A 19,450-nucleotide genomic window follows, 5' to 3' on the forward strand; every position below is an offset into this window, starting at 1 on the left:
GCCTGCTCCATCGATGATCCAGGTGATAAGCGTCAGGCGGCGAATGGGTTCCGGTCAAACGTCTGGAAGCCGGTTTTTGCCGTTGGCGGTCGGACTGGCCATCCAGATTCCGCCATCGTCGATATGGGGCGGATGGTAGTCGCGACCGGGTGCGATTGTCTCAAAACGGGCGCCAGTCTCATCGGCCAGATAGTCGTAGCCCGTGTCCTGCATGGCGTTTTTGGGATCGAGGTGCTGGTAGAGTGCCCTGCGGCCAGACCGACGACGCGGCTCGATCATTTTCAAATGATAGAGATTGAGACCGCTGTTCTTCTCCCGAAAGCCAAAGTCGGGAGGATACCATTGCCCATGCAAATCCTTTGAATGATACCGCGAGGGATCATAGGCCCGAAAAAGCCGATGTTGCATTTTCGAGCCCCAGACTCCGTCTATGCGGTAATCTTTTGGCGAGTACATCTCCCGGAGATGAAACCCCCAGGCTAGACGCCCTCGGCGACTTGTCAGCCTTCCAATCTGCCCTGCAGCGCCGTGTTCCAACCTTTCATCGGGATCTATTGCGAGGATCCAGTCCGCGCGCGCATCATAAGCTGCCTTCAGCAATAGCTGGCGACGTTGGATTTCACTGCTGAAAATGCCTTCGGCCTGTCGGTCATCGAAACCTATCCAGCCGTCGACGATCGGATCCAGATTGGCAAGCAGGGCGGGAACCAGATGCGCATCGTATCGATAGCTGAAGACCGCAATCGTCCTTTGACGGGTCCAGAATATTCGACTACGTCGCCAACGTGCTGGTTTCAGTTGACTAGTGATCATTGCAAGTCAGCCGAGCCTTCTTCAAGTGATGCCGGGCACCGAAATAGACGCCGATGGATTTGGCGAAAACGGCAAGGACCATTAGCGGCATGGAACGAATTACAAGGTCCAGTTCAGGTCCGAGGAGACCTGTCCGCGCCAATTTCCTGATTTGCCGTCGATCGCTGAAGGTGCCACGAGCCAATCGAAGCGGTGGAGTTGTCGTCGTTGCGGCGCGATACGCTCCGCCGCGATAACCTCGCTTGAACTGGTCGACAACCAGGCGGACCAATCGCGTTTCATTGCTATGGATGGTTTTGATCGCCGGGTCCCAGATGGGTGTAAGTTCTGAAGGCAGCCTGTCGAGAAAATCCGTATCCTCCGCCGACGCGATGTTTTCGTCGAAGAGACCGAACCTGTCGAACAGACTGCGGTCGAACGACACGCCGTATCGAAGCGCCAATTCGGCGGGAAGGCCGGGAAGCCGTCGTGCAAAAAGTGCTAGATACGCCGCACAAGCCACCAGGCTTTCAGGATGACTGTTCGAAATGGCGCTGGCAACGGTTGCGGCACCAGCGGTGTGATGACGAATTCGAGCATCGGCCCATCCGGGGCAAGCCAGACAATCGTCGGCAAGGAAAGCAACGAACGGTGCTTTCGTGGCCGCAATTCCGATGTTGCGCGCGGCTCCAACGAACACCTGATGAGAAACCTCGATGACCGGCACATCGACCCCAGCACCCGAAAGCAAGGCCTTGGCGTCACCGCCGCCGGAATTGACCACCACGATTTCCAAAGGCGTATCCTGCCTCGTCAGAGATCTGACAGCGTCCACCAGCTTTGCTGGTGCCCGCAACCCAATCACGATGACGGCCAGGCTCGGCGAGGCTGTCATGCGGTGCTCTGCATTCGCGACGTCGACGCCGAGATGCGCCTGGAAGCAATCTTGACCCTGTAGCGGACGACGCGCCAGGCGTCTGTCCACCGCTTCGGCGCTGCTGCGGCCACATCCAGAAAGCGCGACGCTTTGTCGAGGTCGCCGCGAGCATAATGAACACGGGCGATCTTGAGGCTTACAAGCCCCTCACGGGTCTTGAGCGCCGAGAGCGGGATGTGGCAATCGGCGAGCTTGCGCAGCTCCCTGCGCCAGTCCAGGAACCGCCGCACCGGATTGCTCACGAAGCGATTGTCGGACCGCTCGCTTGAAACTTTGTAGATCATAACAGGGTCGGGGATGATGGCCATTGCCGCTCGGCTCATCAGCCGCCCCCAGAAAAGCGTATCCTCGTCATAGGCAAGGCTGACCGCAAAACGCGTCTCCCCTATCAGATCGCGTGAAGCCAGCACGCTACCCACGGCCGCCGACCGCAGATCGCCTTTCAGATAGGCGGCAGCGTTGGCCAGACAGTCTGCCTTGTAGCCTTCAGGCACCTTGAACGATCGGTCCTGGCCGTCGACAAGACGTTTGTAGGCGCCCGCGACCATGTCCGCCTTTGGCTGGCGTGTCGCCCGACGGAGCAAAGCGCGCAAACCGCCTTCAAGATGCAGATCATCGGCGTCGATCAGATAAACCCAAGGGCATGCCACCTGCTGAAGGGCAACATTTCGGGCAGCCCCAGCATCGCGGCAATTAGCGGGCAACACGCGCAACGGGAGAGCAAATTTTGCCGCGATCCGCTGCGCCGCTCCCGCCGTATCGTCAGTCGATGCATCATCGACCATGAGTATTTCGCCGATGATCGCGGCTTCCGTGCTGAGCGAGGCCAGCGTCTCCAGAATTGTTTCCGCCGCATTGTGGGCGGGAATGACGACGCTCACCCGTGTCAACTGTAGACCCCGCAATTGCAAATCTCGCGATCAAGCGACAAAAAACGTCTTGAAAACAGAACCAAGCTAACCGCGGCAATGCGGTTTGAGAAGTGGCATTTACCAGCATCGCCGGCGGCGAAGCGGCTGGCAAATTAGGGCACTCAGGCCTTTTCCAGCGCAACCGGAATGACGTCGACGGCCTGGTCGCCGACCTGACCGCCGGTGGTCTTCAGCACGCCGACGATCGGCGCCACGTCGGAATAGTCGCGGCCGTAGCCGACGGTGATGTGGTCGTTGCTGGCCCGCATGCCGTTGGTCGGGTCGAATTCCTGCCAGCCGGCATCGCGCCCGCACCACACCTTGACCCAGGCATGCATGGCATCGGCGCCTTCGAGCCGCGGCTTGCCCTTCGGCGGAATGGTGCGCAGGAAGCCGCTGACATAGCCGGCGGGAATGCCCAACCCGCGCAAGCCGGCGATCATGATATGCGAAAAATCCTGGCACACGCCGCGCTTCAAACGGAAGGCGTCGCTGGCCCTGGTATGAACGGTGGTCGCCTCACCATCATAGGTGAAGTCACGGTGGATGCGGTTGCACAGATCGATGGCCGTGCCGACCGTCGAGCCGCTGGCGCTGCCGTGTGCATAGGCGGTGATCGCTGCATCGATGCCGGCATGGTCGCTGGCCGTGAGAAAGTGATGCGGTGCGTCAGGCGCCAGTGACCGCACCGCACCGAGTTCTTCCCTCAGCCGCTGCAAGTCGGGCGACACGTCGAGCCCAGGCTCCGGCCGCGACACCGACACGCGCGCGCTCATTCGGATGTCGAGCCCGTCATGGACATCGCGAAAGGCGATCGCGGTAACATTGTTACCGAAGAAATCGGCAAAATCCGTCCGCTCGGACGGGGTCGGCACAAACGACAGCGAGGCGGCGACCACACGCTGCACGCCAGCAATGGTCTGCGGCAAAACACGCACCTGATGCCGGCTGCCACCGGCCGCGGCGTCATAATCGTAGCTGAGATGAAGCCTGATATCGTACAGCATGTTAACCGAAGTACGCTTTGGCGAGGCTGCTGTAGAGGTTGCCGATCTCGGTGGCGAAATCGTCCAGCACCTCCGCCGACATCTCCGATGGCTCCATGACGGCAATTGCCGTGTTGAGCTGCAGGATTTCCTTGGCCGCCACCGACATGTGCCCCTCCGGACCAAGCGACGGCAGCAGGCCGATCTCCGCCTTCAGCCGCTCGAGCTGGAACAGGATCGAGCGCGGGTTGAGCGGGTCGAGCGCCAAAAGGTCGATCACCGTTCGGCGCCCGGCCCGCACCGGATACTGCCGGCGGTGGGTCATGACGCTGTCGCCGATCTCCAGCATCATGTCGAGCGAGCCGTCCGGCGCACTGGCTCGGGTGAGACGGGCAAGGGTGCGGGCGATCTGGATGCCGCGCTCGATCCGCCGGCCGATCTCGAGGAAACGCCAGCCGGTGAAACGGTACATGTTCTCATGCAGCAGGCCGGAAAAGCCGGCGAGCTTGCGCAACATGACCGTCATCGCACGTGTCGCATCGTCGCCGGGCGCCACTGTCGTTGCGAATTGGTGGATCGTCTTCGACAGATCCTTCAACGCCAGCCAGCCATCGGGCGAAAACCGGTCGCGAATCTGTCCGGCGCTGTAGACGGCGCTGTCCAGCGTGCCGATCAATCCGGGCGGAATGGCCGCTTCGAGGTCGATGCCGAACGGCTCGAGATAGTCCCTGACATCGGCGAGCAGCGGCATGTCCGGATCGGAGGTCTCGGCCAGCCGCACATGATAGGCGCGCAGGATGCGCACCGTGTCTTCCGAGCGCTCGATGTAGCGGCCGAGCCAGGTCAGGTTTTCGGCCGCACGGCTTGGCAGGCTGCCCGGCATGGTGCGGGCAAAGCTGTCATGCTCCTGCGGCAGCAGCGTCTCGCGCTCGACGGGCTTGTCGCTGACCACCCAGACGTCGGCGGCCTGGCCGCCGCGCTGCATGGCGATAGCCGTCGGGTCGAGCGAGAGGCCAACGCGGGCGAATCCACCCGGCATCACCGTCCAGCCCTCCGGCGTGCGCGCCAGATAGACGCGCAGGCTGGCCGGCCGTGGTTCCAGCCAGCCGCCGACATAGACCGGCGTCGTCGACAGCGTTACCGCTTCCTGGCCAACGAAACCGCCGCCGTCGATCTCGATGCGCGCAATCAACGCAGTGCGTTCCTCAGGCGTCAGCGCCGAACCGAGCCTGGTCTGATCATCGTCCTCGAAGGCAAGGCGCGTCGACAGCGCCGGACCGATCACCATGCGGTCGAGATTGGCAAGCACATGCCGGCGCTCGCTGTCCTGCCCGCACCACCAGGTGGCGACGCTCGGCAACAAAAGCTCTTCGCCGCGCAGTGCGCGCGAAATTTTCGGCAGGAAGGCGAGCAGCGCCCGCGTTTCCATCAGGCCCGAACCCAACGCATTGACCGTCGAAATAGCGCCGCGGCGGATCGCCTCGACCAGTCCCGGCGTGCCGATCTGCGAGTCTGGTCTGAGTTCCAGCGGATCGGCGAAGGCGGCATCGAGCCGTCGCCACAGCACGCTGATCGGCATCAGCCCGGAAACCGTGCGCACCATCAGTTTGCCGCCGGAAACGGTCAGGTCCTCCCCCTCGAGCAGCATGATGCCGAGATAGCGGGCGATATAGGCGTGCTCGTAATAGGTCTCGTTGAGCGGCCCCGGGGTCAGGATGGCGACGCGGCCGTCATTCTCCTTTGCCATGCCGATCAGCGCATCGCGGAAGCGGCGGAAGAAGCCGGCCAGGCGATGCACATGCATCTCGCCATAGATGTCGGACAGCGCGCGCGTCGTGGCGACGCGGTTTTCAAGCGCAAAACCGGCGCCCGACGGCGCCTGCGTTCGGTCGCCCAGCACCCACCAGCTTCCGTCCGGTCCGCGGCCGAGCTCGAAGGCGCAAAAATGCAGGAAATGGCCGCTGGCCGGCCTGGTGCCGGCGACGGGCCGCAAATATTCCGGGCTCGCCGCGATTAGGCCCGCCGGCAGGATGCCCTTGTCGATCAGCCGGTTCGGCCCATAGATATCGGCGACGATCTCCTCGAACAGATCGGCCCGCTGGACGAGGCCGGCGCTGATCTCGGCCCATTCCTTGTCCTCGATCAGCAGCGGGATGTGCGCCAGCGGCCATTCGCGCTCATTGGCGCCGGCCTTGTCATAGACGCGGTAATAGACGCCGGCATCGCGCAGATACTGGTCGGCGCGGGCGAAGCGCTGGCCGAGCTTTTCGGGGCCCAGTTCCTCCAGCGCCTCGATGAAAGGAGCCCAGGCCGGACGCGGATTGCCTGCTGCATCGACCATCTCGTCGACGACGCCGTCAATCGGCTGGTAGTGCTCCAGCAGACTGTGCCTCAGCGGCTTGCCGCGTATCTTTTTCTGATTCCCCTTTGCCATTGCTGATCAGAGTCTGGGTGGCCGCCTGAGGTCAAGGGTCATCGGGAAGTCTTCAGGGGGTTCTTCGTTGCGCAGCACATAGGCCGACGGCGTGTGGCCGCGCGGCTCGAAGCGGGCAAGCCGCCGCGCCTCGGCCTCATTGCCGTTGACCGGGAAGGTGTCGTAGCTGCGCCCGCCGGGATGCGCGACATGGTAGACGCAGCCGCCGACCGCCCTGCCCGACCAACGGTCGTAGATGTCGAAGACCAGCGGCGTGTTGACCGGCAGCGCCGGATGCAGGCCCGACGCCGGCTGCCAGGCCTTGAAGCGTACGCCTGCCACCGCGACCTCGCGGTTTTCGGTCACCTTCATCGGCACGACGCGGCCGTTGCAGACGATCGCGTGGCGTTCCGGGTTGAGGCCTTCGGTCCTGACCTGCAGCCGTTCGACCGAGGAATCGACGAAGCGCACGGTGCCGCCAATGACGCCCTGCTCGCCCATGACGTGCCACGGCTCCAGCGCTTGCCTGAGCTCCAGCTTGATGCCGGCATGCTGGACTTCGCCGCAGAAGGGAAAGCGGAATTCGAGCTGGGCGTCGAACCATTCGGGACGGAACTCGAAACCGTTGAGCTTTAGGTCGTCGAGCACATCGAGGAAGTCCGCCCAGACATAATGCGGCAGCATGAAACGGTCATGCAGCGATGTGCCCCAGCGCACGAAGCGACCGTCGAGCGGGTTCTTCCAGGCGCGGGCGATAATGGCGCGGACCAGAAGCTGCTGCGCCAGGCTCATGCGCGCATTGGGCGGCATCTCGAAGCCGCGGAACTCGACCAGGCCGAGCCGCCCGGTTGGACCATCGGGCGAGAACAGCTTGTCGATGCAGATTTCCGAACGGTGCGTGTTGCCGGTGACGTCGGTCAACAGATTGCGGAACAGCCGGTCGACCAGCCATGGCAAGGGTGCATTGCCCTGGTCCGGGTGCGGCACCTGCGCCATCGCAATCTCAAGCTCGTAGAGCGAGTCGTGGCGCGCCTCGTCGAAGCGCGGCGCCTGGCTGGTCGGGCCGATGAACAGGCCGGAAAACAGATAGGACAGCGACGGCCGCCGCTGCCATTGCAGCACCAGGCTCTTCAACAAATCAGGCCGGCGCAGGAACGGGCTGTCATTTGGCGTCGCACCGCCGACGACGACATGGTTGCCGCCGCCGGTACCGGTGTGGCGGCCATCGATCATGAACTTGTCGGCGCCAAGCCGCGTCTGCCGCGCCTCTTCGTAGATCGCCGTCGTCGTCGCCACACAGTCTTGCCAATTGGCGGCCGGATGGATGTTGACCTCAATGACACCGGGATCGGGCGCGACGCGAATGACGTTGAGGCGCGGATCGTGCGGCGGGCCATAGCCTTCGATATGCACGGGCAAGCCGATCGCCTTGGCCGCGTTTTCGGCGGCTGCCACCAGTTCGAGATAGTCTTCCAGCGCCTCGACCGGCGGCATGAATACGCAGAGCCGCCCGTCGCGCGGCTCGACCGAAAGTGCGGTGCGCACCGCGCCGCCGATCTCGGTGATCTCCTGCTCGACCCGGTCCTGCTGCCCGGTGGCGGCGGTGAAGGAGACTGCCTGCTGGCGCCGCGCCATTTCGTCGGCGCCTTCCAATTCTGCCGGAGCAGCAGCAGCAGGCAGGATCGCTTCCCGCGCCGGCAAGGCACCGCGCGGCAGCGATGGATCGACTGGCACGATATAGGGGAACTGTGCCGGCGGCACGTAAGGCAGCGTGCCCAGCGGCAGACGGTAGCCGACCGGTGAATCGCCCGGCACCAGGAACAGCCGGCCGCGCCGCGTCTTCCATTTCTCCGAACGCCAGCGCGGCTCCGAAGCCGAAGCCTGGCTGTTCCAGCGCTGCACCGGCAGCACATAGCCCGACGGTTTGGTCAACCCGCGCTCGAAGACTTTTGTCATGCGGCTGCGTTCTTCCGGGTCTTCCAGCTTGGAGTTGGACGGGTCGACATTGTCGGGCAGCTTGCCTTCCTTGAGCAGCCATTCGGCCGGGTCTTCATAGGCTTCGCTGACCATCGCCCTGTCGATGCCGAGTTCTCCGGCGATCGCCGTCAGCAGGCTTTCGGCCTGCTGCGGTCCGACCTTCGCATCGCTCTTTTCGCGTGCGATCAGCGACGGATCGCTCCACACCGGCTGGCCATCGGTGCGCCAGTAGAGCGAGAAGGTCCAGCGCGGCAGGCTTTCGCCCGGATACCATTTGCCCTGGCCGTAATGGAGGAAGCCGCCCGGGGCGAAACGTTCGCGCAGCTTTCTGATCAGCGCATCCGCCTTTTCGCGCTTGGTCGGGCCGACGGCGGCGGTGTTCCACTCGGCCGACTCGAAATCGTCGATGGAGACGAAGGTCGGCTCGCCGCCCATGGTCAGCCTGACATCGCCTGCCTGAAGCGCTGCATCGACCTTGTTGCCCAGCGCATCCAGCGCCTGCCAGCTTTCATCGGAGAATGGCTTGGTGATGCGCGGATGTTCGGCGATGCGGTCGACCCGCATGTCGAAGCCGAACTCGACATTGGCGAAGCTCGCCATGCCGGAAATGGGCGCCGCGTTGCGGAAATGCGGCGTCGCTGCCAGCGGCACATGGCTTTCGCCGGTGAGCAGGCCCGAGGTTGGGTCGAAGCCGATCCAGCCGGCGCCCGGCAGATAGACCTCGCACCAGGCATGCAGGTCGGTGAAGTCGACAGCAGTCCCGGCCGGGCCATCAAGGGACACCAGATCGGGCTTCAACTGGATCAGATAGCCGGAGACAAAGCGCGCGGCGATGCCGAGGTTGCGCAGGATTTGCACCAGCAGCCAGCTCGAATCCCGGCACGAGCCTTTTTTCGCGGCCAGCGTCTCCTCCGGCGAGAAGACACCGGTTTCCATTCGCACGATATAGGCGATCTCGCGCTGCAGCCGCGCATTGAGGTCCACGACGAAATTGACGGTGTTGGTTGAGTTGCGGTCGATCGTTGCGAGAAAAGCCGACAGCAGCGGTCCGGCCGGCTCCGGCGTGCGGTAGATGGCGAGATCGTCCCTGATCTCTTCCGGGTACTCGAACGGGAAGGTCTCGGCCGCAGGCTCGACGAAGAAATCGAACGGATTGTAGACCGTCATGTCGGCGACGAGGTCGACCTCGATCTTCAGCTCCGTGACCGGTTCGGGAAAGACGAACCGGGCAAGGAAATTGCCGTAAGGATCCTGCTGCAGATTGACGAAGTGGTTTGCCGGCCCGACCTTCAGCGAATGGCTGAGCACCTTGGTGCGGGAATGCGGCGCCGGCTGCAGCCTGATGACCTGGGGCCCGAGAACCACAGGCCGGTCATATTTGTAGTGGGTCAGGTGGTAGACGGCTGCCAGAATTGCCATGGGGCCCCGGAGATCGGCGTTTAACTCGCCGAACCCTGACACATCTGCTGGGCATTCTCCAAGCACAGATGTTGCGGTGCACCCAATTTAAGCAGCCGAAGCCGGCTCAGAAGAACGCTTGTATTCCCGTCTGCGCCCGGCCCAGGATCAGCGCGTGCACGTCATGCGTGCCTTCATAGGTGTTGACCGTCTCCAGATTCTGCGCGTGGCGCATGACGTGGTAGCCGATCTGGATGCCGTTGCCGCCATGCATGTCGCGGGCCTGGCGGGCGATGTCGAGCGCCTTGCCGCAATTGTTGCGCTTGACGATCGAGATCATTTCCGGGGCCATCTTGCCCTCGTCCATCAGCCGCCCGACGCGCAGCGAGCCTTGCAGACCCAAGGCGATCTCCGTCTGCATGTCGGCGAGCTTCTTCTGGAACAGCTGCGTACCGGCCAGCGGCTTGCCGAACTGCTTGCGGTCTAGTCCGTATTGCCGGGCACGGCGCCAGCAATCCTCGGCCGCACCCATGGCGCCCCAGGAAATGCCGTAACGCGCCCGGTTGAGGCAGCCGAACGGGCCGCCGAGGCCCTTGGCGTTGGGCAGCAGCGCATCTTCGCCCACTTCCACGCCTTCCATCACCACCTCACCGGTGATCGACGCGCGCAGCGACAGCTTGCCACCGATCTTCGGCGCCGACAGCCCCTTCATGCCCTTTTCCAGCACGAAGCCGCGGATTTCGTCCTTGCCGTTGTCGCCCTTGAGCTTCGCCCAGACGACGAACACATCGGCGATCGGCGCGTTGGAGATCCACATTTTCGAGCCCGACAGCTTGTAGCCGTTCGCGGTCTTCTCGGCCCGCGTCTTCATGCCACCGGGGTCGGAGCCGGCATCCGGTTCGGTCAGGCCAAAGCAGCCGATCGATTCACCCGAGGCCAGCTTCGGCAGATATTTCTTGCGCTGTTCTTCCGAGCCATAGGCATGGATCGGATACATCACCAGCGACGATTGCACCGACATCATCGAGCGATAACCGGAATCGACGCGCTCGACCTCCCGCGCGACCAGCCCGTAGGTCACGTAATTGGCGCCGAGCCCGCCATACTCCTCGGGAATGGTGATGCCGAGCAGGCCAGCCTCGCCCATCTCGCGAAAGATTCCGGCATCGGTCTTTTCCTCGAGATAGGCCTCCTCGATACGCGGCGCGAGCTTGTCGGCGGCGAACGCCGCCGCGCCATCGCGCACCATGCGCTCGTCCTCGGAAAGCTGGTTCTCGATCAGGAAAGGGTCTTCCCAGACGAACGCGTTCTTGTCGGCGGCCATGGCTCTCTGTCTCTCCCAGCAAAATATTAATTGCCGGGCTTATCCGCCTCCACCTTGAAAAAATCAAACGAAATTGCATCACCGATCAATGAGAGATAGTAATGAATCATGAACGTCCAGCGTCGCCTTTTACCGAGCACCAGCGCCCTTGCCGCCTTTGAGGCGGTGGCTCGCCTCGGCTCCTTCACCGCTGCTGCCCAGGAACTTGACCTGACCCAGGGCGCCGTCAGCCGGCAGATAGCACTTCTGGAAGAACAATTCGGCCGCAAGCTGTTCGAGCGCGACAGCCGCAATGTCCGGCTGTCAACGGCGGGAGAAATCTACGCCGAGGCGGTGCGTTCAGCGCTCGGCCAGTTGCGCGACGCAGCGCTCGGATTGATGAGCAATCGGCATAGTGGCATGCTGAACCTTGCTATATTGCCAACCTTCGGCACGCGCTGGCTGATGCCGCTGATCCCGGATTTCGTCACGAAGAACCCCGACATCACCATCAATTTCGTCACGCGCATCGGCCGTTTCGATTTCGCCCGTGAGCGGCTCGACGCCGCCATCCACCACGGCCAGCCGGACTGGCCAGACGCCGACTCCACATTGCTGATGCGCGAAACCGTGATGCCGGTGGTTTCCCCCGAATTCCTGGCCAGCCGCGCCATCACTACTGCGGCCGACATCAGCCGCCTGCCGCTGCTGCACATGGCGACGCGTCCGGGCGCCTGGAGCGAATGGTTCGAGGAACAGGGCCTAAGTGCGCCGACCGGGCCTGGCATGCAGTTCGAGCAATTCGGCACCGTCGCCCAGGCCTGCATGGCGGGACTTGGCGTCGCGCTGCTGCCGCAGGTTCTCATATCGGGCGAGTTGCAGCGCGGCCAGCTCGTGGCGACGCCCGGACAGCCGATGCAGAGCCGCAGCGCCTACTACCTCGTCGTGCCGCACGACAAACGCGGCCATCCGCCGGTCGCCAGCTTTCGCGACTGGCTGCTGGGCCAGGTTGAGAAGGAGCCGGCTGTTCTGGCCTGGTAGCTACTTCCGCTTCAGCGCCTCGGCCAACGCTGCGCCGAACGCGCCTTGTTGCGAAGGCCTCTCGGGCTGGCGCTGCGGCGCCGGCCCACGTGGCGCCGGCCTGCCGCCGCCATTGTCGCGCGGTCCTTTCGAGGCGCCGCCCTCGCCGCCATCCTTGCGCATCGACAGCGCGATGCGCTTGCGCTTGATGTCGACATCGACCACGCGCACCTTCACGACATCGCCGGCCTTCACCACCTCATGCGCGTCCTTGATGAACCGGTCGGCCAGTTGCGAGACATGCACCAGCCCGTCCTGGTGCACGCCGATATCGACGAAGGCGCCGAAGGCAGCGACATTGGTCACGGTGCCTTCCAGCAGCATGCCGGGTTTCAGATCCTTGATGTCGTCGACGCCGTCGGCAAAGGTCGCCGTCTTGAAACCAGGACGCGGATCGCGGCCGGGCTTCTCCAGTTCGGCAATGATGTCGCGCACGGTCGGCAGGCCGAAGCGCTCGTCGACGAAGACGCGTGGGTCGAGCGCCTTCAGCGCAGCGCTGTCGCCCATCAGCGAACGCACATCGCGGCCGCAGGCGGCGACGATCTTCTTCGCCACGCCATAGGCTTCCGGATGCACCGACGAGGCATCGAGCGGCTCGCTGCCATTGGCAATGCGCAGGAAGCCGGCGGATTGTTCGAACGCGCGCGGCCCAAGCCGCGCCACCTTCAGCAAATCCTTGCGGCTGGCAAACGGTCCGGTCGCATCGCGATGCGCGACGATGGCATCGGCGAGCGACGCTCCAAGCCCTGAAACGCGCGCCAAAAGCGGCGCCGAGGCGGTGTTGAGATCGACGCCGACGGCGTTGACCGCGTCCTCGACCACCGCTTCCAGCGACCGGCCGAGCCGGTACTGGTCGACATCGTGCTGGTATTGCCCGACGCCGATCGACTTCGGCTCGATCTTGACCAGTTCGGCGAGCGGATCCTGCAAGCGCCTTGCGATCGATACCGCACCGCGCAACGACACGTCGAGGCCTGGGAATTCGGCTGCCGCGGTGGCCGAAGCCGAATAGACCGAGGCGCCGGCCTCGCTGACGATCACCTTGAGCGGCTTGGGACCTGCACCGGCCGGCAGGTCGGACAGCATGTCGGCGACCAGCTTCTCCGTCTCGCGGCTGCCGGTGCCGTTGCCGATCGAGATCAGCTCGACCTTGTGCTGGCGGATGAGTGCCGCGAGTTCGGCCTGCGTGCCGCGCACATCGTTTCTTGGCGGGAACGGATAGACCGTCGTCGTCGCCACCAGCTTACCGGTGCCGTCGACCACCGCCACCTTGACGCCGGTGCGGATGCCGGGGTCGAGCCCCATGGTCGGCCGCGAGCCGGCGGGTGCTGCCAGCAGCAGATCTTTCAGATTGCGGGCAAAGACGTGGATTGCCTCTTCCTCCGCCCGCTCGCGCAGATCGCGCATCAGGTCGAGCGTCAGGTGCAGCGACAGTTTTATGCGCCAGGTCCAGCCGGCGACCTCCATCAGCCAGCGGTCACCCGGCAGACTGGAGCCGATGGCGTAGGCATTGGCGATCATCCGCTCGACCGGCTTCACCGGCGAGGTGTCATCGGCATCGACCTCGATGTCGAGCGACAGCACCTCTTCGTTGCGGCCGCGCAGCATCGCCAGCGCACGATGGCTCGGCACATTGGCCCAGCGCTCGACGTGGCCGAAATAGTCGGAAAACTTCGCCCCGGCCTCCTGCTTGCCGTCGACGACACGGGCACGCATGAAGGCGCGTTCCTTCATGTAGCTGCGCAATTTGCCGACCAGATCGGCATCTTCCGCGAATTGCTCCGACAGTATGTCGCGCGCACCTTCGAGTGCAGCCTTGGCGTCGGCTACCTCCTGGGTCACATAGGCCAGCGCCGCCTCGGCAGGCACAAGTGAACGGTTGGCCAGGATAGCTTCGGCCAGCGGCCCAAGCCCGCGCTCCCGCGCGATCTCCGCTTTGGTGCGGCGCTTGGGCTTGTAGGGCAGATAGATGTCTTCCAGCTCCGCCTTGGTGACGGCAGCTACGATCTTGGCTTCAAGCTCCTCGGTCAGCTTGCCCTGTTCGCGGATCGAACCGAGGATCGTATCGCGCCGCGCATCGAGCTCTCGCAGATAGGCCAGCCGCTCGGCAAGGTCGCGCAATTGCGTGTCGTCGAGCCCGCCGGTGACCTCCTTGCGGTAGCGGGCCACGAACGGCACGGTGGCCCCCTCGTCGAGCAGCCCGATGGCTGCGGCCGCCTGTTCGGGCCGCGCGCCGATCTCGGCCGCGATGATTGCTGCGATGCGCTTGCTGTCCGATGCCATGCTGGTCCTTGTCGCAAAAGAGCGGCGACCATAGGCGCAGATGGCAGCGCCGCCAACCGTCGCGTCTTCACCAGCGCGCGAGGTCCACAGGAAAGCGCACAGCAGTTCGGATGGCCGGGATGGGCTAAACCAGCCCGCTCAGCGCCTCGAAGAAGGCAACGATCTCGCGTTCGAGCGCAGGCTCCTCCGGCACTGGCTGCGACCCCATTTTTGCGATCACCACTTCGGTCTTGGGGTTCACGTACAGCCACTGGCCATGGATGCCTATGCCACAGAAGGCGCCGTTTTCGTGCCCCGTCTGGTACCATTTGTTGCGATACCGGCCCTTCGGGAACAGGTGCACCATGGTGCCGCGCTGCCAGGCCTCCGCGCTGCCGCCGGTAACGGTCGTATCGCGCACCCAGGTCTCCGGCACGATGCGCCGGCCATTGGCCGTTCCGCCTTGCCGCATCATTTCACCGATCCGCGCCAGATCGCGCGGCGTCACCGAAATACCGCCGGCGCTGCGCGCCGTGCCTTCCATGTCGACGCCGATCGAGGCTTCGCTGACGGCACCCAGAGGCAGCCACAGTTTCTCGCGCATCAGGTCGGGGAAACGCTGTCCCGAAGCGCGCTCCAGCAGGATGCCGAGCAGATCGGAATTGGGCGAGCGATAGCGGAAGGTTTCGCCATGCGGCTCCGCCAGCCGCTGCAAGGTCAGGATGAATTCACGCAGGCTTTCCGTGCCGCCGCCGGGATTCCACAGCGTCGCGCGGCGATAACGGGCAAAAGCGCTTTCGGGATCGAGATATGCCTCCTCGAAATCGAGGCTGACGCTCATGTCGAGCACATGCCGGCAACTCGCATCGGCATAGGCCGAACCGCTGGCCTCTGGAATGTAGGCCGTCACCGGCGCTTCCGGATCGAATACGCTCTCGCCTTCCAATATGCCGGCGATGATGGCGGTAACCGACTTGCTGATCGAAAAGATGATGTGGCGAGCGCTGAACTCCATATTGGGCGCGAACCAGTCGCCGATCACCTTGCCGCCCTTCATCACCGTGAGCGCGTCGCTGCTCGAGCGCGCCAGGAATTCAGCCACCGTCTCCGCCGCGCCGGCGACGGAGACCTTTTCGCCAAGCAGGCCGCTCATGTCCCGCACCGGCGCCTCGACGCTTCCAGGCGTCGCCGCCACGGGAGCGGTCGGCACCAGTTCGCCGAGATTCTGGAACGACCAGCGGTTGAACGGATTTTCCCGCCAGTTGGAAAGCAGCACCTCGTTGCGGGCAAAGCCGTAGCGGGTCTCGAACGCGGTCTTGCCGGTCATGAACGTTTCCTCGAAGGGATGGTTTGTGTGGTTTCAGCCAAGCGCCTTGGCTATGGCGTGCACGGCCTTCAGCGTCGCCACCGAATAGGCGACGTTGCTGAAATCCGGATAGGTCGAAAGCTTGACCACGACCATGCTGGTGTCCCAGTCGATATGGATCATTTGCCCGAACACGCCCCGGCACATCAGCGCGCGCGAGCGCGGATTCTCGATCCAGAACTGGTTGCGGTAGCTGCCTTCCGGCAGGCTCGGATTGAAGTCCGGCCCATGCCTGCCGTTGCGCGTCGCCTCGATCCAGTCGGCCGGCACGATGCCGCGGCCATTGTCGAGGATCAGCTGGCCGAAGCGGGCGTAGTCGCGCAGCGTCGCGTTGAAACCGCCATCGGCCAGCGCATAGCCGGCGCTGTCGACGGTGAAGCAGGCGCTCTCGTCGGCGCCAAGCTTTTGCCAGAGTTCCTCCGAGACCAGCTGCGCCAGCCGCTTGCCGGTCACCCGTTCCATGATGAAGGCCAGCACATCGGTTTCGATCGAGCGGTACTCGAACGCGGCGCCATGCGGCCGCACCTTGTCCTTCAGCCGCAGGATCAGTTCGAACAGATGCGACGGCCATTGGAAAGCGGGATCGCTGCCCGGCGGCACAGGCTTCCAGCCGGTGGCGACATCGACCTGGCCGATGTCGGAATACCGGTCGGTATATTCCTCGGAAAAGCGCACGCCGGTGGTCATGTCGAGCACATGCTGCACGCTGGCGCCGGCCCAGCCGGTCTCGCCGAGTTCCGGCAGATAGGCGGTCACCGGTTTGGCCGGATCGATCAGTCCACGCCCGACCAGTATGCCGAACACTGTGCCGGTTATCGACTTCGCCATCGACTGCGACAGGTGCAGCGTGCGCTCGTCCATGCCGTTGAAATAGCGCTCATAGGCGACCTTGCCGTTCTTCAGTACAAGAAAGCCGTCCGCATAGGTCTCGTCGAGCAGGCCGGCGAGCGTTGTCGGGCGACCCTCACTGTCCTCGACCGGCAGCGCAGCGAGATCGGTCTCTGCCCGTTCGAGACGATGGCGATGGCCATTGCCGCGCCAGACCTCGATGGTCGGCAGGAATTCACGGATGTGCTGGAAGGCCCAGCGGTTCCATGGCGGCCGGTCCCAATCGAGCTTCGGCAATACCATTTGCGGCGGCGAACCCTGCATGATCGGCGGCCGCGGATCGCTGTTGCGATAGGAGTCCATGAAAGCCATTCCGGAAAAGAAGAGATCCGGCGGGAAAAACCGCCGGATCTCTCAAGAAGCGGTTACTTCTGCAGTTCGGTCCAGATCTTGGTGTAGATGTCCTGGATCTCAGGCGCGCACATCTTCTGGAATTCGCCCTGTGCCTTCGCAGCCTCCGGAATGACGACTTCCGGCGCGTCCTTCATATCGGCCGGCATGTATTTGTCCGAGCCGGTGATGGCATTGGCGTAGCGGTGGAAGGCCGAGAGGCCGGCCGCGTTTTCCGGATCCATGATGAAGTTCTGGAACAGCTTGGCGTTCTCGACATTCTTGGCTTCCTTGAGAACGACAACGTTGTCGCTCCACAGGCCGTAGCCTTCCTTCGGATAATTGTAGTGGATGGCCGGATTGGCCAGCCGCTGGCGCAGCGCCGAACCGTTCCAGTCGCTGGTCGCCTTGAAGTCGCCGGCGCCCATCTTCTCGATGGTGTTGTATTCCATCGCGATCCAGTTCGGCTTGGCTGCGACAAGCGTATCGCGCACCTTCTTCAGCACCGTCTTGTCATCGGTGCATTGCTGGCCGCCGACATATTTGATCGCCGCGAAGATAACGTCATTCATCTCGGGAACGACATTGGTCTTGCCCTTCAACTCGTCCGGCGTGTTGAAGATGATGCCCCACGAGTCGGCTGGTCCCTTGTAGGCATCGGTGTTGACGACGACACCGACGGTGCCCAGCGCCCACGGCACCGAATATTTGCGGCCCGGGTCGAAGTCAGGATTGGCCCATTCGGGCGCGACATTCTTGAAGTTTTCCATCTTGCCCGGGTCGGTCTCCTGGACGAGGCCTTCCTTGATCCAGATCGGCACATAGGTCTGCGACGGAACCGCAATGTCGAAACCGGTGCCGCCCTGGCGCACCTTGGCGAGCGCCGTGTCGTTGGAATCGTAGTCGGTGATGGTCACCTTGACGTTGTATTTGGCCTCGAACTTCTTGATCACGTCGGGGCTGGTGTAGTTGCCCCAATTGTAGATGTTCAGCTCGCCATCGGCGCGGGCCAGGCCCGTCGTTGCGAGCAGCGCCAACCCCATGGCGGCTGTCATTGTCTTCCAGTTCATGGTTTTAACTCCCATTTGTCGGTTCAGTCTCGTTTCCTGCTGACGAAGAAAAACAACGTGACGATCGCGACCGAAAGCAGCAGGAAGGCGGTCGATATCGCGTTGATCTCAGGCGTGATGCCGCGGCGGATCTGGCCGAGCATGTAGGTGGGCAGCGTGTCCTGGCCGCCGGATTTGACGAACTCGGTGATGACGACGTCGTCGAGCGAGATGACGAAGGCCAGCATCAGCCCGGCCAGGATGCCTGGCCACAAAAGCGGCAGCGTGATGCGCCGAAAAGTCTTCCATGGCGTCGCGTAGAGATCGGCCGCGGCGCGCTCCAGCGTCAGGTCCATGTTTTCCAGCCGCGCCCGGATCGGCAAATAGGCGAACGGAATGCAGAACGCCGTGTGCGCGGCGATCAAATAGCCAAGGCCGGAATAGCCGGTGAAGATTTTGATGCGCGAGAAGAAGATCAGCAGCGCCACGCCGGTGACGATCTCGGGCACCATCAGCGGCTGGTTGATCGCCGCATATTTGAAGGTAAGGCCGGGATAGGGCGCCGTGCGCGTGGTGGCGAGCGCGGCCATGGTGGCAAAGATCGTCGACAGCACCGCCGCGACAGCGCCGATCTGGAACGAGCGCAGGGTCGCGTCGATGACCTGCACGTTCTGCCCCGCCGACTGGAACCATCGCATCGAAAAACCGCCCCATTCGGACGTCGAGTTCGCCGCATTGAAGGCGTAAGCGACCAGCACGATGATCGGCAGATAGAGCACGACGAAACAGGTCGCGGCGATCGCCGTGAAGCCCGGCTGGTGCTTGATCGAAAAGTTGCTAGCCATGCCGCACCCCCGACTTGCCGGCATTGCGCACATAGGCAAGCAGCGCCACCATGACGATGATCATCACCGTGATCGACAGCGCCGAGCCGAGCGGCCAGTTGCGGCCCTGCCCGAACTGCAATTCGATCAGGTTGGACAGCATCATGTTCTTGCCGCCGCCAAGCACGCTTGGGGTCACATAGGCGCCGAGGGCCGGGATGAAGACCAGGATGGAGCCGGCGATGACGCCGGGTTTGACCAGCGGAAAGATGATCTTGCGCAGCACCTTGAAGCGTGTCGCGTAGAGATCGTAGCCCGCCTCGACCAGCCGGAAATCGAGCTTCTCCATGCTGGCATAGATCGGCAGCACCATCAGCGGCAGGTAGACATAGGCCATGCCGATCAGGATCGCCGTGTCGGTGTAGAGGATCTGCACCGGCGTCGAGACGATGCCGAGCTTGATGAGGATGGTGTTGATGATGCCTTCGTTGCGGATGATCTGCAGCACGGCAAAGGTGCGGATCAGAAGGTTGGTCCAGAACGGGATGGTGATCAGGAACAGCCAGAGATCCCTGGTCTTCTCGCTGCGCGTCGCCATGAAATAGGCGGTTGGAAAACCGAGTGTCAAAGTGGCGATGGTCGTTACCACCGCAAGTTTGATCGAGCGCCAGAAGATGGTGACATGCGCCGCCGCGAGCGAGAGCGTATCGTCGAAAATGTCGCGTTCCATGAACACCGACAGCCAGGCATCGGGCGAAAACTGCCACTTCACGTCGCCATAGGGGCCGGGCGTCAGGAACGAGTAGATCAGCACGATCAGCAACGGGCCGGTCGCAGCGAGGAAAATCACCAGCAATGCTGGCGCTGACAGCAGCCAGCGGTCGCGCACATCGCGCCGCTCCGCTGCCTTGGCGACTTCTTCCGCGGTCGCCAT

At 63.3% G+C, this 19,450-nt stretch carries 14 protein-coding genes; 1 reads left to right on the plus strand and 13 read right to left on the minus strand.

Features of this window, described 5'->3' with window-relative positions:
- Positions 1–54: 54 nt before the first annotated feature.
- The 7 genes from FJV77_RS05940 to FJV77_RS05970 form a co-directional block, all read right to left on the minus strand.
- Positions 55–813 carry a hypothetical protein gene (locus tag FJV77_RS05940; RefSeq protein WP_142865928.1) on the minus strand — a complete coding sequence of 253 codons (759 nt, stop codon included), beginning with the start codon at positions 811–813 and terminating at the stop codon, positions 55–57.
- The gene (locus FJV77_RS05945) at positions 803–1,687 is read right to left on the minus strand and encodes a glycosyltransferase family A protein (protein ID WP_142865929.1); all 885 of its coding nucleotides are present in this window, start codon (positions 1,685–1,687) and stop codon (positions 803–805) included. Before FJV77_RS05945 ends, FJV77_RS05940 begins: the two co-directional genes overlap by 11 nt.
- The gene (locus tag FJV77_RS05950; protein ID WP_246691151.1) at positions 1,684–2,610 is read right to left on the minus strand and encodes a glycosyltransferase family 2 protein; all 927 of its coding nucleotides are present in this window, start codon (positions 2,608–2,610) and stop codon (positions 1,684–1,686) included. Before FJV77_RS05950 ends, FJV77_RS05945 begins: the two co-directional genes overlap by 4 nt.
- A 152-nt stretch (positions 2,611–2,762) precedes the next feature.
- Entirely contained in the window at positions 2,763–3,647 is an 885-nt protein-coding gene (locus tag FJV77_RS05955) for a transglutaminase family protein (protein ID WP_142865931.1), read from the minus strand.
- A 1-nt stretch (position 3,648) separates the two neighbouring features.
- Complete coding sequence (locus tag FJV77_RS05960) at positions 3,649–6,060, minus strand: circularly permuted type 2 ATP-grasp protein (protein ID WP_142865932.1); 2,412 nt, start codon at positions 6,058–6,060, stop codon at positions 3,649–3,651.
- A 6-nt stretch (positions 6,061–6,066) separates the two neighbouring features.
- A complete protein-coding gene (locus FJV77_RS05965; RefSeq protein WP_142865933.1) occupies positions 6,067–9,435 on the minus strand; it encodes a transglutaminase family protein in 3,369 nt (1,122 codons plus the stop codon).
- Between the two features lie 106 nt (positions 9,436–9,541).
- The gene (locus FJV77_RS05970) at positions 9,542–10,738 is read right to left on the minus strand and encodes an acyl-CoA dehydrogenase (protein WP_142865934.1); all 1,197 of its coding nucleotides are present in this window, start codon (positions 10,736–10,738) and stop codon (positions 9,542–9,544) included.
- Positions 10,739–10,846: 108 nt separating this feature from the next.
- On the opposite strand from FJV77_RS05970, the gene FJV77_RS05975 reads away from it, so the two are divergent.
- Complete coding sequence (locus FJV77_RS05975; protein WP_142865935.1) at positions 10,847–11,758, plus strand: LysR family transcriptional regulator; 912 nt, start codon at positions 10,847–10,849, stop codon at positions 11,756–11,758.
- On the opposite strand, the gene FJV77_RS05980 is transcribed toward FJV77_RS05975, so the two are convergent.
- The 6 genes from FJV77_RS05980 to FJV77_RS06005 all read right to left on the minus strand — a co-directional run bounded on the left by FJV77_RS05980 (position 11,759) and on the right by FJV77_RS06005 (position 19,450).
- On the minus strand, positions 11,759–14,080 hold the full coding sequence (locus FJV77_RS05980; RefSeq protein WP_142865936.1) for a Tex family protein: 2,322 nt from the start codon (positions 14,078–14,080) through the stop codon (positions 11,759–11,761).
- Positions 14,081–14,204: 124 nt separating this feature from the next.
- Positions 14,205–15,386, minus strand: coding sequence for a serine hydrolase (locus FJV77_RS05985; protein WP_142865937.1), 1,182 nt, complete (start codon positions 15,384–15,386; stop codon positions 14,205–14,207).
- 33 nt (positions 15,387–15,419) lie between these two features.
- Positions 15,420–16,616: a serine hydrolase gene (locus FJV77_RS05990; protein ID WP_142865938.1), complete on the minus strand. Its 1,197-nt coding sequence runs from the start codon at positions 16,614–16,616 to the stop codon at positions 15,420–15,422.
- A 62-nt stretch (positions 16,617–16,678) separates the two neighbouring features.
- Positions 16,679–17,713, minus strand: a complete 1,035-nt coding sequence (locus tag FJV77_RS05995) for an extracellular solute-binding protein (RefSeq protein ID WP_142865939.1) — start codon at positions 17,711–17,713, stop codon at positions 16,679–16,681.
- 23 nt (positions 17,714–17,736) lie between these two features.
- A complete protein-coding gene (locus tag FJV77_RS06000; RefSeq protein ID WP_142865940.1) occupies positions 17,737–18,537 on the minus strand; it encodes an ABC transporter permease in 801 nt (266 codons plus the stop codon).
- Entirely contained in the window at positions 18,530–19,450 is a 921-nt protein-coding gene (locus tag FJV77_RS06005) for an ABC transporter permease (protein WP_142865941.1), read from the minus strand. Before FJV77_RS06005 ends, FJV77_RS06000 begins: the two co-directional genes overlap by 8 nt.

This window comes from Mesorhizobium sp. WSM4306 (assembly GCF_007003975.1).
In the GTDB taxonomy this organism is placed as follows: domain Bacteria; phylum Pseudomonadota; class Alphaproteobacteria; order Rhizobiales; family Rhizobiaceae; genus Mesorhizobium.